15 protein-coding genes are annotated in these 15,948 nt (G+C 60.2%); 7 read left to right on the top strand and 8 right to left on the bottom strand.

From position 1 onward, the window contains the following. Positions 1-101: 101 nt before the first annotated feature. Positions 102-776: a class I SAM-dependent methyltransferase gene (locus tag FIV05_RS08465; RefSeq protein WP_152509245.1), complete on the bottom strand. Its 675-nt coding sequence runs from the start codon at positions 774-776 to the stop codon at positions 102-104. A gap of 280 nt (positions 777-1,056) precedes the next feature. On the opposite strand from FIV05_RS08465, the gene FIV05_RS08460 reads away from it, so the two are divergent. Beyond that, complete coding sequence (locus FIV05_RS08460; protein ID WP_306355459.1) at positions 1,057-1,593, top strand: CAP domain-containing protein; 537 nt, start codon at positions 1,057-1,059, stop codon at positions 1,591-1,593. Positions 1,594-1,602: 9 nt separating this feature from the next. Here FIV05_RS08460 and FIV05_RS08455 read toward each other — a convergent pair whose 3' ends face one another. Beyond that, positions 1,603-2,169, bottom strand: a complete 567-nt coding sequence (locus tag FIV05_RS08455) for an SH3 domain-containing protein (RefSeq protein WP_152509244.1) — start codon at positions 2,167-2,169, stop codon at positions 1,603-1,605. Between the two features lie 200 nt (positions 2,170-2,369). Here FIV05_RS08455 and FIV05_RS08450 point away from each other — a divergent pair, with 200 nt between their 5' ends. Continuing rightward, positions 2,370-2,861: a hypothetical protein gene (locus tag FIV05_RS08450; RefSeq protein WP_209009907.1), complete on the top strand. Its 492-nt coding sequence runs from the start codon at positions 2,370-2,372 to the stop codon at positions 2,859-2,861. Positions 2,862-2,882: 21 nt separating this feature from the next. Here the strand turns inward: FIV05_RS08450 and FIV05_RS08445 are convergent, their stop codons facing one another. Next, positions 2,883-3,647 (bottom strand): GH25 family lysozyme, encoded by a 765-nt coding sequence (locus FIV05_RS08445; protein WP_286202276.1) that lies wholly within the window; start codon positions 3,645-3,647, stop codon positions 2,883-2,885. Positions 3,648-3,800: 153 nt separating this feature from the next. Between FIV05_RS08445 and FIV05_RS08440 the strand changes: the two genes are divergently transcribed. Both FIV05_RS08440 and xth read left to right on the top strand, forming a co-directional pair. Then, a complete protein-coding gene (locus tag FIV05_RS08440) occupies positions 3,801-4,994 on the top strand; it encodes a cation:proton antiporter (protein WP_173013809.1) in 1,194 nt (397 codons plus the stop codon). Positions 4,995-5,064: 70 nt separating this feature from the next. Continuing rightward, entirely contained in the window at positions 5,065-5,874 is an 810-nt protein-coding gene (gene xth, locus FIV05_RS08435; protein WP_152509242.1) for an exodeoxyribonuclease III, read from the top strand. A 222-nt stretch (positions 5,875-6,096) separates the two neighbouring features. Here xth and FIV05_RS08430 read toward each other — a convergent pair whose 3' ends face one another. After that, on the bottom strand, positions 6,097-7,071 hold the full coding sequence (locus tag FIV05_RS08430; protein ID WP_152509241.1) for an NADPH:quinone oxidoreductase family protein: 975 nt from the start codon (positions 7,069-7,071) through the stop codon (positions 6,097-6,099). 164 nt (positions 7,072-7,235) lie between these two features. Between FIV05_RS08430 and FIV05_RS08425 the strand changes: the two genes are divergently transcribed. Beyond that, positions 7,236-7,781, top strand: coding sequence for an RNA methyltransferase (locus tag FIV05_RS08425; protein ID WP_031270178.1), 546 nt, complete (start codon positions 7,236-7,238; stop codon positions 7,779-7,781). Positions 7,782-7,842: 61 nt separating this feature from the next. Here FIV05_RS08425 and FIV05_RS08420 read toward each other — a convergent pair whose 3' ends face one another. Next, complete coding sequence (locus tag FIV05_RS08420) at positions 7,843-8,415, bottom strand: sigma-70 family RNA polymerase sigma factor (RefSeq protein WP_152509240.1); 573 nt, start codon at positions 8,413-8,415, stop codon at positions 7,843-7,845. Between the two features lie 253 nt (positions 8,416-8,668). On the opposite strand from FIV05_RS08420, the gene FIV05_RS08415 reads away from it, so the two are divergent. Next, positions 8,669-9,178: an invasion associated locus B family protein gene (locus FIV05_RS08415; RefSeq protein WP_023002837.1), complete on the top strand. Its 510-nt coding sequence runs from the start codon at positions 8,669-8,671 to the stop codon at positions 9,176-9,178. Positions 9,179-9,482: 304 nt separating this feature from the next. Further along, on the top strand, positions 9,483-10,700 hold the full coding sequence (gene rlmN / locus FIV05_RS08410) for a 23S rRNA (adenine(2503)-C(2))-methyltransferase RlmN (protein ID WP_152509239.1): 1,218 nt from the start codon (positions 9,483-9,485) through the stop codon (positions 10,698-10,700). Between the two features lie 72 nt (positions 10,701-10,772). Here the strand turns inward: rlmN and FIV05_RS08405 are convergent, their stop codons facing one another. The 3 genes from FIV05_RS08405 to FIV05_RS08395 form a co-directional block, all read right to left on the bottom strand. After that, complete coding sequence (locus tag FIV05_RS08405; protein ID WP_152509238.1) at positions 10,773-12,851, bottom strand: methyl-accepting chemotaxis protein; 2,079 nt, start codon at positions 12,849-12,851, stop codon at positions 10,773-10,775. A 361-nt stretch (positions 12,852-13,212) separates the two neighbouring features. Continuing rightward, complete coding sequence (locus FIV05_RS08400; RefSeq protein WP_152509237.1) at positions 13,213-15,399, bottom strand: xanthine dehydrogenase family protein molybdopterin-binding subunit; 2,187 nt, start codon at positions 15,397-15,399, stop codon at positions 13,213-13,215. A 3-nt stretch (positions 15,400-15,402) separates the two neighbouring features. Then, positions 15,403-15,864, bottom strand: coding sequence for a (2Fe-2S)-binding protein (locus tag FIV05_RS08395; protein WP_023002833.1), 462 nt, complete (start codon positions 15,862-15,864; stop codon positions 15,403-15,405). Between the last annotated feature and the right edge of the window lie 84 nt (positions 15,865-15,948).

The raw sequence follows: 15,948 nt of genomic DNA, 5'->3' as shown, positions 1-15,948 counted from the left end.
GCGGGCTCAACAAGCTCCCTGAAAGGCTGGGGGCCTCAAGCCCCGTTAGCCTCATGCAGCCTGACCAGCCCGTGTCTCACGGGCTGGTCTTTTCTTTTTGATTACCCGGCGGTGGCGACCCAGCCTCTGAAGGTGAAGGCCGTGTAGAAGGTCTCGACGTCGACAAATCCGGCCTGCCTCAACAGATCCGCATCCTGCTCGGGCGTCAGCACCGGCAAGCGCTCCTTCATCGCAGCCATGCCGTTTTCGGTAAGCGAGCGGGAAGTGCCGGATTCGGTGGAAAACGCCGCATATCTTGCCAGCCACCTGTCCTTGCCCGCAGGGTCGGTCGGAAAGCTGTGATGAACCGAAACGAAGGCCGCGCCAGGCTTCAACCGTTGCCGCAGCCCGGAAAGCGTCTTCAACCTCTCCTCCCGATCCAGAAAATGAAGCGTCAGCAGGCAGGCGGCGCCATCAAATTGTCTCTCGGGGGCATCATGGATGTATCCCTCCTGCAGGCTCACCCTTGCCCCGAGAGGACCAAGATGCTCTTGCGCCTTTTCCAGCATGTCCGCGGACGGGTCGACACCAAGGAAACGCCAGTCGGGCTGCATGCGGGCAAAGGCCTTCAGTTCAACACCGCCACCGGCACCAAGCACCAGGATTGTCCCGTCCGATGGCGCCCGCTCCGCCAGCAGCAGGCCGGCCATCTTGTGCATGTCGGCAAGCCCGGGAACGAGCCTCGCCGTTCTTTCCGCATGTCCGGCGGTTGATGCGGTTCCGGAAAACAGCGACATGGAAAAGGTCCTCAAGCAATGCGTGGCCTGGTGCTCCGATCCATACCAAGAGGTTCGGCACCATCATGTTACTTTATATGTAACTTGAAATTTGCCATTCAAGAAACCTGCTCCATTTTTTCCAACCCATTGCGCGCACACCCCAGCTGAAAGGCTTGTGCACCGGTTTCAGGAGCCTTGCGCCGCAATTCTGCTCAACTGTCGTCCCATCACCTTCCAATGTGAGGCGAATCATGTGCCTCACTAAATCTCATTGATCCTGAGCGGGAGCTTCAACAGCGTGGCTGACAATCCGATGGTCCATCGATCCCTGAAACTCGCCCTCGCCGGAGCGCTGCTGCTCTCGGTTGCCGCCTGCATGGGCGACCGCATGCAGACACCCCCCTTCTACGAGGACATGGCGCGTGTCGACGGTGTGGTAGATGCTGCAACGGCCGCCCAGATGATCTCGCAATACCGGATCAACAACGGACTGTCGCCCGTGATTGCCGATCCGCAGCTGACATCCATTGCAAAATCGCAGGCCGACGCGATGGCCGCGGCCGGAAACGTTCAGGCATCGCTCGCCCCGAACCAGCAGCTGGCAACCCGCATGGCCTCCATCGGCGAGCCGAAGACGGCTGCTGCCGAAAACGTCAGCGCCGGATACAGAACCTTTGCCGAAGCTTTTTCAGGCTGGCGGGAAAGCCCGAAGCATAACCAGGTGTTGCTGACGAAAGACGCGACCCGGCTTGGCATCGCGACGGCTTACGCGCCCAATGCCAAGCACAAGGTTTTCTGGTCGCTGGTCATGGCTGGACCGAAACCGGCCCGGTAACAGCCCGCTTCAATAGATACGCGGCTCGAAATACCTTTGCGGATAGCCGGGAAATGAATCCCAGTAGGGCCGGATAATGATCGGCTGCGGCGGCGCGACAACGACAGGCGGCGCTTCGTAAAGCGGTTCCGGTGCATAGATGGGTCCCGGTTCAACCGGCGGCGGATCATAGGGAGGATCGCCCTTGTAGACCGGACCGCCGCGATAGGCAGGTGCAGGCGCCTCCGCATAGATCGGGTAATCCCGGTAGTAGCGCTGCACACCCAGGTTGATGCCCGCGCTGGGGATTGGCCGGCCATAATAGATGCCTTCACCGCCATAGCTGAGATATTGGCCGGAAACCCATCCCTTCACATTGGTGAAGGCGGCATCGCACCAGCCGAAGTCGGCCGTACACCCGAAAATGGTTACCCCGCCCCCGCGCGGCACGGTGGCCATCACGGGATAATTGGTTCCCGGTCCGGCGCGCATGTTGAGATTGGCCGTCGTGAAGGCAATGGCCGGCCGTGATTGTGCGCTTGCTGGCAGCACCATCATCACGATCGCGGCAAATGCCAGCGAAAAGCGGATCAACATGTTCAAAACTCCAAAGTTCTGCGCCCTGACGCTTTCAAGAAGCGGCTAGCATCATGGCAAAAGTATAGCGCTGCAGGCGTCTCTATTCCTTCTCACGCCAAATGCTGCCCGCCCCAGCTTGCGCCCAGCTTGCGTCCGATTTGCGTTCGGCCTGCATTTCGGGCTTGATAGGCGCACGAACAGCCGGGGGGCTTTGTGAAGTGAAACGAATTCAATCTGTTGCGTCTACCATGGCGCTGGCGGCGCTCTGGTCTGCTGCATCCATTGCACAGGCGTCGGCCTTCGATGCGCATGCCGGCTATTATTACCCGGAGGTGCAGACCCAGGAGGTTTACGTCTCAGAACTGGGCCTTGCACCTGACACCGGCAAGCGGTCGCGGGCAGCCTTCGTCAGCGGCCTTGCATCCCAGAACGCAAAACTGGGGTATCCGCCCGGATATCACCTTTTTGCCAAGGGCACCGAACTGGAAAAGCTGATTGTGGTGGCAACCGGCGACGGGCGCTACGACACGCTGTTCAGGCTGCGGGCCCTGCTTGCTTCCCTGACCTCGATGGCCCGCACGACGGAACTCTTCGCGCGGTCAAACCAGCCGCAGGACCTGAACTTCCTCGATCTTTGCAAGATGATCGGCTTCACCCAGGTCACAGTCAGCAACGGCAAGGACGTCACGCACCAGATCAAGGTGCGTTAGCGGTATTGGCCCAGGGCACGGTCAGCGCCTCAGCTTGCCGTTCAGCCAGTCGCGGTATTGCGACTTGGTTCCGAAGAACGCATTCCGGTCGACGTCGCCTTTGACGCCCGGCACCCGGCCCTCGGCCGTATACTGCCAGAAAAACCAGTCGTCGCGCTGCTCATAGATGTTGTTCGGGAAGCTAGCGACAGAACGCAGCCAGAATTGCTCGTTCTTGAGCGCACCGACCAGTCGGTCGCGGTGGAAATCGACCGAGGAATAGATCACCGGGCGCTTGCCGTAGTGCTTTTCCATTTCGTCGAGGAAGATCTTCATGTCCCGCAGGATCTGCGGTCGTTCCGGCCGTTCCCGGCAGGTCTTGGAATGCGCATTCCATTCCATGTCGAGAACAAGCGGCAAGGCTTGCGGGTCGACGGGAACGATTTCCTTCACCCACGAAATCTGTTCTTCAACCGGACGGCAGAAATAATAGAAGTGATAGGCCCCGCGCGGCATGCCCGCCTGGCGCGCTGCCACCCAGTTCTCGACAAAGCGCGGGTCGACGTGGTCGCCGCCTTCGGTCGCCTTGATCCAGGCGAAGGCGACACCGCCCTGCTTTGCGGCCACCCAATCGATATCGCCCTGCCACCGGGACACGTCGATGCCGTGTACCGCGTAGTCTTCTGGCGTAGGATCCGGAAAGTCGTAAGCCGCGCACGAGCTTAAAAAGATGAACCCGAAAATGGAACAAAACGATTTTACGATTGCCAGCACAGCGTCCTCGGCAGGGTTAAGAAAGGCTTTCACTCACCGCACAAAATGCGCGGGATTTCCTAACGGAGCGTAGACGAAATCACGATTTCTCCGCATAAACACGTATCTGTTATCGTGCGGGCAATCGAATAGGGCGGGATTGCGGCGGATCAAAGACGACTGGTCTCTTTCCCTCAATGTATGAGCATGGAAATCGCGACCACCCTGATCGCCATTGGCGCCCTGCTGCTGCTCGGCATGCTGGCCGACGAAATCGGCCACAGGACGCAGATGCCCCGCGTGACGCTGCTGATCCTGTGCGGACTGGCCGCCGGCCCCGCCTTTCTGGATCTTCTGCCTGAAAACCTGACCCAGCTTTACGAAACCCTCGCCGTTCTGGCCCTGTCGATGGTCGCCTTCGTTCTGGGCGGCAAACTCTCCAGGGTCCACCTGCAGAACAGCGGCAAGGCCGTAACGGTCGTTTCGGCTTCAGCGGTCGCCTCTACTGCGATCATCGTCTTTGCAGGTCTCGCCCTGCTTGGCTTTCCTCTGGAACTGGCCCTGATTCTGGCAGCCCTGGCCACCGCCACCGACCCGGCAGCCACCAGCGATGTCATCCGCCAGTACCGCGCCAAGGGGCCATTCACGACCATCCTGTCCGGCATCGTCGCACTGGACGATATCTGGGGCATTCTGGTCTTCGCGTTCTGTCTCATGGGAGCACAGGCACTCATGGGCGGCGACGGCTCGGGCGCCCTGCTGCATGCTGTTTGGGAAATCGCCGGATCGCTTCTGCTTGGCGCGATTATCGGCCTCCCGGCGGGCTACCTGTCTGGCCGCCTCCAACCCGGCGACCCGACCCTTGCCGAAGCGCTTGGCATCGTGTTCCTGACGGCGGGTCTCGCCCTCTGGCTCGACCTCTCGTTCCTGCTTGCCGGCATTGCCTGCGGGGCCATGGTGGTCAACACCGGGCGTCACCATACCCGGCCGTTCTATGAAATCGAACATATCGAATGGCCGTTCATGATCTTCTTTTTCGTGCTGGCCGGCGCAGCGCTGCAGCCGGACCTGCTTTTGAAGCTTGGCCTCCTTGGCGCGGCATATGTTCTGTTGCGGCTCGCCGGGCGCCTGGCCGGAGGTTGGCTGGGCGGCAAGCTCAGCGGCGGGGCCGGAACCGACCGAAGCTATCTCTTCGGCCTCTCGCTTCTGCCTCAGGCGGGGGTCGCGCTTGGCATGGCTCTGGTCGCTGCGGAAGCGCTGCCGCAGTTCCGCGACGAAATCCTGACCGTCGCCATCGGATCAACCATCGTCTTCGAACTGCTCGGCCCCGCGGCCACTCAACTCGCCCTGAAACGGGTCGGCGAAACCGGCAAGGCCGGGGAAGACGTTCCCGAGACCTGAATTCGTTTGCACTCGGTGGCCGAATCCGTATGACTTGGCTATTCCCGCAACAAGCCTTGGCAAATTTCCCATGACAGACCGGATCAAACTCGTCACCTGGAACATCAATTCCGTGCGCCTGCGCATGCCGATTGTGGAACAGTTGATCGAGCAAGTCGCACCGGACGTGATCTGCCTGCAGGAAACCAAGTGCCCGGACGCCAATTTCCCGGAAAACGCCTTCCGCAAGGCGGGATACGAACACATGGCCATCCACGGCCAGAAGGGCTACCACGGCGTCGCAACGCTTTCCAAGCTGCCGCTGAGCAACATCGAGAATCGCGACTTCTGCCAGGTTGGGGACAGCCGTCACGTGGCCGCGGACGTGCCCTTCAACGGCTCCAGCATCCGGCTGCACAATTTCTATGTGCCGGCAGGTGGTGACGAGCCGGATCGCACGATCAACCCGAAATTCGGCCACAAGCTCGACTTCATGGCCGAGATGCTGGGATGGCTGAAAGGCGAGGAAACCTCGAAACCCGCCATTCTGGTCGGCGACCTCAACGTCGCGCCTTACGAGCACGATGTCTGGTCCCACAAGAAGCTCCTGAAGGTGGTCTCACATACCCCGGTCGAAACGGAACTGTTCGAGCAGGTGCGCGAGGCAGGCGGCTGGCTGGACGCCATGCGCCAGTTCACCCCGCTGGACGAAAAGCTCTACACCTGGTGGAGCTATCGCGCCAAGGACTGGTCTGCCGCCGACAAGGGCCGCCGTCTTGACCACGTCTGGGTGTCTCAGCCACTCGCCCCGTATGTGAAGGGCACCACGGTCCTGCGCGATGCACGCGGCTGGGAAAAGCCGTCCGACCACGCCCCGGTAATCGCGGAATTTGCGATCTGAAGTCAATTCGAACAAGCGGCCCATCCTTCGAGACAGCGCTTCGCGCTTCCTCAGGATGAGGTCATCCTTGTTGCATGTTCCCGGATTTGCCGAACCCGAGCCTCATCCTGAGGAGGACCGCAAGGTCCGTCTCGAAGGATGGGCCACGTACCCGAAAAACAGCATCTGAACTTGCCTAAACCTGGAAAGACCTCGCGCCATCAATCAGGCGCAACGCAGGCCTCAAGGCGTCACAATCACCTTGCCCTGCACCCGGCGCGCAGCGATTTCCTCAAGCGCCTGAGCGGTTTCTTCCAACTTGTAAACGCCGTGGATGTGCGGCTTCAGCTTGCCTTCAGACACCCAGGTCAAAAGTTCCTTCATGTTGCGGCGATGACCTTCCGGGTCCCGGTCGAGTGCTGCGCCCCAGAAGACACCGCGAATGTCGCAACCTTTCAGCATCACGATATTCAGCGGGATTTTCGGAATGTCGCCCGCGGCAAACCCGATCACCAGGAACCGCCCCTCCCAGGCTGTTGCCCGGATGGCCTGTTCCGACAGCTCTCCGCCAACCGGGTCGTAGACAACATCCACACCCTTTCCACCGGTCAGCTCCTTCAGGGTTTCCTTGAGCGGCTCAACCGAATAATCGACCGTCATGTGAGCGCCGAGCGAGCGGGCGAAGGCGAGCTTTTCCTCAGATGAAGCGCAGGCGATCACCCTTGCCCCCATGATCGCGGCAATTTCCACTGCAGCCTGGCCGACACCGCCCGATGCGCCCAGAACGGCAACAGTCTCGCCGGGCTTCAACCCGGCCCGGTCCCGATAGGCATGCAGCGTGGTGCCATAAGTCACGGTCAAACCTGCCGCGACTTCAAAGGAAATATCGTCCGGCAGCGAGACAAGATCGCCTGCTGCGACCACCACTTTTTCCCGCGCCGCCCCCCAGCGCATGTAGCCCATGACCCTGTCACCGGGCGAAACCCCTTCGACGCCGGAGCCCACCTGATCGACCACACCGGCGAATTCGGCACTCGGCGAAAACGGCATTTCCGGCTTGTACTGGTACTTGCCCTTGATGATCAGCGTATCGAAGAAATTGAGCGCACAGGCCTTCACCCGCACCACGACCTCCCCCGGCCCGGCAACCGGATCGGCAATCTCCTCGACAACCAGGCTGGAAGGCGGACCGAAGGTTTTGCAGAGACAGGCTTTCACGGCATCCTCATGACATTCTACGGGTAAAGCGCCGCTCGCGCTGCGCCGGGTGAGACGTTAGCAAGCCCTGTTCGAGGCGGGAATTGGCTTTCCGGATAAGCTGAAAACTTTCGGCCTTGGCGAAAGTCGGCTATGAGGCAGCCAAATCGAAAACGGACAAACTGATGCGCGGATATTTTGCAATCGGGGCCGAAGGCCTCTCGAAACGGATGAACCTGGGCACCTTGATGCGCTCTGCTCATGCCTTCGGCGCCAACTTCTTCTTCACGGTGGATGCCGACCAGAAGCTGCGCAAGGCGCCCCCCTCCGACACCTCCAAGAGCCCCGGCCACCTGCCTGTCTTCACCTGGGACAGCGTAGACACGATGGACCTGCCCAGAGGTTGCCAGCTTGTGGGCATCGAGCTCACGGACGAATCGATCGAGCTGCCGAGCTTCGGACATCCCCTTCAGGCGGCCTACGTGCTGGGTCCTGAAAGAGGCTCGCTTTCACCGCAGATGCTGGCGCGCTGTGACCACGTCGTGAAGATCCCGACAAAGTTCTGCATCAATGTCGCCATGGCCGGCGCGATCGTCATGTACGACCGTCACAGGGCGCTGGGTCGCTACGCGGACCGCTCGACCACGGCCGGCGCTCCCAGGATCGAGCGTCCGAAACATGTCAGCGGCGGTCCGGTGATGCGCACGGGACGGAAAGTGCCGGGAACCTGAATGAGTTGCGCCTGAACTTCAGGCCGCCAGAATTTTGGGTGCCTCCTGCCCGGCCCCCCAATTAATCCACATCCACGGACGTGTCGGTTTCCAGAAGCTGGCGCAAACGTCCGAAGGCAAGCCGGATACGGGATTTGACCGTGCCAAGCGGCAGGCCTGTGTGTTCGGCGATCTCGCTGTGCGACTGTCCTGCAAAAAAAGCCAGCCGAACCACATTCCGCTGCTCTTCAGGCAACTGCGACAAAGCAGCACGCACGCGTTTTTCCCGCAGCTTCGCATCCATCTCTTCGGCAATGTCCGGCAGGGGTGTCGGGTGCAGGGACGGATCTTCGGGGTCGAGCGCGGCAGACTTCTGGCGACGGATCCTGTCGATACGCCGGTTCCGGGCAACCCGGAACAGCCAGGTGCTGGCATTGGACTTTTTCGGATCAAACAGATCGGCCTTGCGCCACAGCGTCATCATGACGTCCTGGGCGACTTCTTCGGCAAGGGCCTCATCGGCGCCCTGCTTCATCAGGTAGCCCTTCAGGCGCGGCGCAAAGTGATCGAACAGCTCGATGAAAGCCGCCTTGTCCCGGTCTTTCGCCACTTTGACAATGAGATCGGAAAAATACTGCACCTGCGTCAAAGACAATCAATCCCCCTGCCGATCCATCTTCTTTATCAGGTTCGGCATAATTCGAAAGGGGGGTCAAGCAGGTCTGCCACACTGTTGCCGCGTTTAGCCGCAAAGCGATTAGGTTGGTGCACGCACCGAAAAACAGAAAATACAATTGTCGGGCTTCAACCCTTTCGTAACCCGCTTTAAGTTATCATTAAAGCAAGGTTTATATGTCAGACGGCAGTTGAACTAAATTTGACGGAAACTCAAATCCAACGGTGTGGAGATGATGAAAGCAAAATCGCTGGTTCTGGCCATAGCAGGTCTTGCCGTTTCGAGTGCAGCGGCTTTCGCACAAACCCCGACACTTCTGAAGCAGCACAAGGACTGGGCGGCCTATGCGCTGACCAGTGGCGGCGGCAAGGTTTGCTACGCGCTTACCAAACCGACGACGTTGCTTCCGGGAGATCGAAATCACGGGGACGTATTCTTTTTCGTGACCACCCGCCCGGCGGAAGGCGTCTCGTCCGAGCCGAGCCTGCTGGTCGGTTATCCTTTCAAGGACAAATCCTCGGTCAGCGTCGACATTGACGGCAAGGGCTTCACGCTCTTCACCAACAATGACGGTGCCTGGGTCGAAAATGCTGCAACCGAAGCGCAACTCGTTTCTGCCATGAGGGCAGGCCGGGAAATGACGGTGACCGGCGAATCCAGCCGCGGCACCCGCACCACCTACAAGTTCTCGCTGTCCGGCGTCACAGCCGCGATCGACGACTCCAACGCTGCCTGCCGCTAACGCGTTCAGGCAGCAGCTTCTCCGGCTTTCCCCTGCATCCGCAGGGCGAAAAGCCGAAGTCGGCCGGTGGTTTCCTTCCAATCTCGACGTCACCCTGGACGGGCCAAAAGGCCTATCCGGGTCGTTGTCGTTGCGTAAAAACAGCTCTGCATAGCTCCCCTGCACGTCAGCAAACTTGATTTTCGGCGCTTTTTGTGGTTTTGGGAGCGCTTGAAATCAGACCTGCAAGTCAGGTGCCCGGCGACCGCGTAGTCTTGTTCCAAGACGCCTGAAGACCCTGCCGGAAGAGATTACGGATCACGACATGGCAATTACGCTCGACATCGCGCGGGACAATCCGAACGCGCACACCGTTTCAGCCGAAGCTGTCCTGCCCGGCGAAGACAAGCCGACGCTGATCGGCCTGTCGCGCGAGGAACTGGGTGAAGCGCTCGGCACAATCGGCGTGCCGCAGAAGCAGTGGCGCATGCGTGCCTCCCAGCTCTGGCACTGGCTTTATGTGCGCGGCGTGTCCGACTTTGCGCAGATGACGAATATCGCCAAGGACCTGCGCCAGAAGCTGGACGAGGCCTTCATGATCGCCCGTCCGGAAATTGTTTCCGAGCAGATCTCCGTCGACGGTACCCGCAAGTGGCTGTTCCGCTTTCCCGCGCGCGGCGCCGGCCGCCCGGTCGAGGTTGAAACCGTCTATATTCCTGAAGAAGGCCGCGGCACGCTCTGCGTTTCTTCCCAAGTCGGCTGCACCCTCACCTGTACTTTCTGCCACACGGGCACCCAGAAGATGGTCCGCAATCTGACGGCTGAAGAAATTCTGTCGCAGATCCTGATTGCGCGCGACCGGCTGGGCGATTTCCCGCATGCGGACACCCCTCAGGGCGCCATCGTGCCGTCCGAAGGCCGTCTGGTGACCAACATCGTCATGATGGGCATGGGTGAGCCCCTCTACAATTTCGACAACGTCAAGAAGGCGCTGCTGATCGCGTCCGATGGTGACGGCCTGTCGCTCTCCAAGCGCCGCATCACTCTGTCGACCTCCGGCGTCGTGCCGGAAATCTTCCGCACCGGTGAAGAAATCGGCTGCATGCTGGCCATTTCGCTGCACGCAGTTCGTGACGAGCTGCGCGACGTGCTGGTGCCAATCAACAAGAAATGGAACATCAAGGAACTGCTGGACGCTTGCCGGCAGTATCCGGGCCTGTCCAACGCCAAGCGCATCACCTTCGAATATGTGATGCTGAAGGGCGTCAACGACAGCAATCAGGACGCGCTTGAACTCGTCCGCCTGCTGAAGGGCATTCCGGCCAAGATCAACCTGATTCCCTTCAACCCGTGGCCGGGTACCGATTACGAATGCTCCGACTGGGAGCGGATCGAGGAATTTGCCGACATCGTCAACCGCGCCGGTTATGCCTCTCCAATCCGCACACCGCGCGGCCGCGACATCTTCGCCGCCTGTGGCCAGCTGAAATCCGCTTCCGAGCGCATGCGAAAGAAGGACCGCGAGGCCCTGGCAGCCTCCTGAGGCAACATCATCTGTTGAACGAAAAACGGCGGCTCTCTGGGGCCGCCGTTCCTGTTTTCAGATCCTGACCCGTCAGGCCGCGGCGACCTCGCGCAGGAAGTCGTTTACGGCCGTATTCAGCGAACGCAGTTTTTCGGAGGCCACCTGCGTCGCCTGATCCACCGACTGCGCCGAATTGGCCGTCGTTTCCACGGCAGTGCTGACATTCGACATGTTGTCGCTGGCCGCACGTGTGCCCGAGGAAGCTTCCGAAGCACTGCGGCTGATCTCGCCGGTGGCCGCATCCTGTTCCTGAACTGCAGCGGCAATCGAGGTGGTGTTCTCGTTCGCCCGAACCATGATGGAAGCGATGCCTTCAATCGCGGTCACCGCCTGCTCGGTGGCAGACTGGATTTCCGCGATCTGGTTGGAAATTTCCTCGGTCGCCTTGGAGGTCTGGGTAGCCAGTTCCTTCACTTCGGCAGCAACCACCGCAAAGCCCTTGCCGGCCTCGCCGGCCCGTGCCGCTTCGATCGTTGCATTGAGCGCCAGAAGGTTGGTCTGCTCAGCGATTGCCTGGATAAGGCCGATCACTTCGCCGATCCTGGCAGAACCCGACGATAGCATTTCCATTTTCTGGGTGCTTGCCTGGGTCTGGCTGGTCGCATCGGCAATCACCCGCGTGGTTTCCTCGACACGTTGACCGATCTCGGAGATCGACGACGACAGCTCCTCAGTGGCGGCCGCAACAAGCTGCACGTTGCCCGATGCCTGGGTTGTTGCCGCAGCAGCGCTGCTCACCTCTTCAGAAGCCCCCGAGGCCGTTTCCATCATGGAACTTGCATTGGCTTGCATTTCAGACATGGCAGCATCGACGGAACCGAGCATTTCGGACGACTGCGTGCGGAAGCCCTCGATCAGTGCCTCGATCCGGAGCTGACGGTCCGTACGGGCCTGTTCTTCCACCTTTCGCGCTTCTTCCAGTCGCGCCTGCTCGGCGACGCCATCTCTGAAGCCAGCAATGGCGGCCGCGATTTCTCCAACCTCATCCTTTCGGTTCGCTTCCGCAAAGGCGACGGATACATCACCACCGGCGAGGCGGGCCGCATTGGCCACAAGGCTTTTGATCGGGGCAACGATCGAGCGTGCAGCCAGCCAGCCGATTGCCATCATGATGCCGAAGATGCCGAGGCAAATCAGTGCGATCTGATTGCGCAGCGCCCGCACCGGCGCCAGAATTTCATCGCGCGCCTCGACAGTGACAACCGCAAGACTGGCTCCATGAAACGTCAGAGGTACTGCGGCGGCCAGATAGTCCGTGTCGCGAAATCCTTCCAGGTGTCCGGAAGCCGGCTTGCCGCCGAGGGCCTGATCCACCAGAGACGAATCGAGGCTTGCGCTAAGGATATCGTTCTGTCCGGGTGTCTTGGACGAATCGTTCCGGAACAGCTTGTCTGCACCGACAAGGATGGCCTCCCCTGTTTCTCCGAGCCCCGCCGCGCTGCTCATCACGCTGTTGATGTTGTCGATGGGCATCTGGAAGGCCAGCACGCCAACACGCTTGCCACCTTCAAAAACCGGTGTCGCAATGAAGCTTGCCGGTGCATCCGCGCTCGGAGCATAGGGTTTGAAATCGAAGAAGCGAACTTCGTCCTGCCCACCGTTCAAAGCCGCCCGGAAGGCATTGCCCAGATCCGTATCCTTGTATTTGCCGGTGGCCAGGTTGGTTGCATAATCGAGTTCCTTGAACACCGTGTAGACAAGTGAGCCGTCCTCCGCGAACAGGAAGATGTCGTAGTAGCCGCGGGTCTTCAGCATCTTGCTGAACCACGGATGATACCGTTCATGCGCCTGGTCATAGCCGGTGTCGCCAGCGCGCATCAGCGCGTCTTTCTGGCCCGTCGGATGCGGATTGTCGTGAATATAGGCCTTCTGCAGGCTCGCCGTGGCGTCGCCGTCCTGGCTTGCCCACCCTTCCTTGAAATCGGCCAGCGCGGATTTCACGAACGGACTTGCGGCGGTGACCTGCAGATCCTGAACGATGGAGTCCAGATAGTGCGAAAGATCTCCAGCGCGTGCACTTGCAAGGGCTGAAAGCCGCTCTTCCGCCTGCTCTTCCAGGTCCGTTGAACTGACCCAATAGGCAAGGGTGCCGACAAACAGTGCGGCCACAACCGAACAACCGGAGATAATGGCCGGCAAACGAAAACTGAGTTTTGAGATTCGGGTTCCCAAGGCACCCTCCCGAAGTAGATTTATTACGAGAAGGCTAGATATCAGCAATTTAATGTTGGTTAATTTCGCTAAAATTAGAGAAAATTGAGAAGTTGAAAGAAATTACAACATAACTATTGGTAGAAATGATAATTATTTTCTACAACAATTCTTATACCTGAGGATTCATCTTCAAATAATACCACCGTAGATAGATCGCACATTTACCCCTAGTTCGGGGCTTGGCGCCTTCGGCAAAGGCTACGCCCTCATGAAAAAGGCCGCCCGGAGGCGGCCTTTTTGTATTCTCCGGCGAGGCTCAGACGAGACCGGACTTTGCCAGCGGCAGGCTGGTCGACCATTCGCCCTTGGCAGCGGCAATCGCGTTGGCGACAGCCGGGCCGATTGGTGGAGTACCGGGCTCACCGATACCGGTCGGAGCTTCGTTCGAGGGAACGATATGCACCTCGATTTCCGGCATGTCTGACATCCGGATCGGCTCGTAGGTGTCGAAGTTGGTTTCCTCGACAACGCCGTCCGCAAGCGTCACCTGGTTCCGGAGGATCGCACCCAGGCCGTAGCCGATGCCGCCTTCGACCTGTGCCCGGATATTATCCGGGTTGATCGGCGTGCCGCAGTCGACCGCTGCCGTCACCTTTTCCACCTTCACAGTGCCGTCGTCGCGGAAAGAGATTTCCGCCACTTCCGCCACAAAGGAGCCGAAGGACTTGTGCACGGCGACACCGCGGTGACGCCCTTCAGGCAAGGGCGTGTCCCAGCCCGCCTTTTCAGCCGCCAGCTTCAACACGCCCACCTTGCGCGGGTCGTCCTTGATCATCTCGAGGCGGTAGGCAACCGGATCCTTGCCGGCTTCCCTGGCCAGACGGTCGATCATGGTTTCCATGACGTAGGCCGTGTGGGTGTGACCGACCGAGCGCCACCACAGAACCGGCACCTTCGTCTCCTGGAAGGACTGGTCCATGTTCATCAGCGGAAACGCATAAGTGGTGTCATGCGCGCCTTCCGTCATGTTGTGGTCGACACCGTCCTTCATCAGCATGGCTTCGAAAGGCGTGCCCTTGACGATGGACTTGGCGGCGATGTTGTACTTGAACGCAGTCACGTTGCCCTGGTCATCAAGCCCGACCCGGAGCCGGTGAGCCGACATCGGACGGTAGTACCCACCGGCCATGTCGTCCTCACGGGTCCAGACGATCTTCACCGGAGCCGGCGCCATGCCGGCGGCCTGCATGGCCTTGGCCAGCGTGGTGATTTCCACGACCGGATGCGCATCGGCCTGGGCCCGGCGCCCGAAGGACCCGCCTGCCCACAGGGTGTTGATCTTGACCTTCTCGAACGGAATGCCGAGTACGGTGGCCGCCACGTTGTGATCGATGGTCGGGATCTGGGAAGCGAACCAGAATTCCGCTGTTTCACCGTCGAACATCATGGCGATGTCCAGCGGTTCCATGGCGCCATGGGCCAGGAACGGGAAGTCATAGTCGGCTTCGATGACCTTGGCCGAAGCTTCCAGCGCCGCGTCGACATCACCGTCTTCGCGAACCTTCACACCCGGCTTGGTGGTCATGTCCTTCAGTTCGGCGATCATCGCATCGCTGGACCGGGTTTCCGCCTCGGTATCATCCCACTCGATTTCGAGCAGGGACCGGCCGTTGATTGCCGGCCAGGTGGACTTGGCGATCACCGCAACCCCGTTCGGGATCTGCAGCACGTTGACGACGCCCGGCACCTTCTTGGCTTCGGTGGCGTCAAACGACTTCACCTTGCCGCCAAAACGGGGAGAGCGGGCAACGACGGCAACCAGCAGGTCGTCACGCTGGAAGTCCATCGTGTAGGTTCTCGGCGCGCCGACGGTCTTGTTCTTGACGTCAAGACGCGGGAAGGACTTGCCGATGTAGACCCACTGGTCCGGTGTCTTCAGCGTCGGTTCTGCCGGAACGTCCTGGTTGGCGGCAAGACCGGCAAGCTTACCCAGGGTCGCGGTCTTGTCCGCACCATGAGAGACCACGCCGCCCGACACGGTGATTTCTCCCGCCGGCACGCCCCATTCCTTTGCCGCGGCGGCAACGATCATCGCCTTTGCCGCGGCACCGGCCTGACGGTACTGCATGAAAGAGTTCGCCATGGCCGTGGACCCGCCTGTGCCCTGCACGCCGAACAGCGAGTTGGCATAGACCTGCGGATTGGACGGTGCGAATTCGACACTGACCTGCTCCCAGGAAGCGTCGAGCTCGTCGGCGACCAGACTGCAAAGACCACTGGCCGTTCCCTGCCCCATGTCGAAGTGCTTTGACAGCACCACCACCGTGTTGTCCGGACGGATGTGAACGAAGGGCTGGATGAACTCGCCTTCGGCGGCCGAGGCAGTCGAGCGCGGCAGATTCATGGCAAGCACCAGGCCACCAACTGCACCGGCGGACACCTTCAGGAAGGTGCGCCGCGTCGGCATTGCGGCTGCCAGCGGTTGTTTCAGGAGATGCAGCATGGCTTAGGCCTCCATCTTGTCAGATGCAAGGTGGATGGCCTTGCGGATCCGGGCATAGGTGGCGCAGCGGCAGACATTGCCGTCCATGGCTGCGTCGATGTCCTCGTCGGTCGGCTTGGGCGTTTCGGCAAGCAAGGCAGTTGCGGCCATGATCTGGCCGGACTGGCAATACCCGCACTGCGGCACGTCCAGCTCGTTCCAGGCGGCCTGGACAGCGGCAGCCGCCTTGCCGTCGATACCTTCGATCGTTGTGATTTCAGCGCCTTCGAGGTCGCCGACGAATGTCTGGCAGGACCGGACAGGAATACCGTCCATGTGCACCGTGCAGGCACCGCAGGAAGCAATGCCGCAACCGAACTTTGTCCCCGTCATTCCCAGCTCGTCGCGCAGAGCCCACAGCAGGGGGCTCTCGGGATCCGCGTCGAGCGTACGCGTTTCCCCGTTGATTTTTAATGTCACTGACATGAGGAGGCGTCTCCTTTGGCTGGCCAATTCTGGCTAAAGGATGTAAACTACACCGTGCAGTTTAGTTCCTAACTGCACATCTGT

Source organism: Labrenzia sp. THAF191a, from assembly GCF_009363335.1.
GTDB classification, from domain to species: domain Bacteria; phylum Pseudomonadota; class Alphaproteobacteria; order Rhizobiales; family Stappiaceae; genus Roseibium; species Roseibium algicola.
Note: the sequence above shows the minus strand (reverse complement) of the source record. Positions and strands in the feature narration are given on the sequence as shown.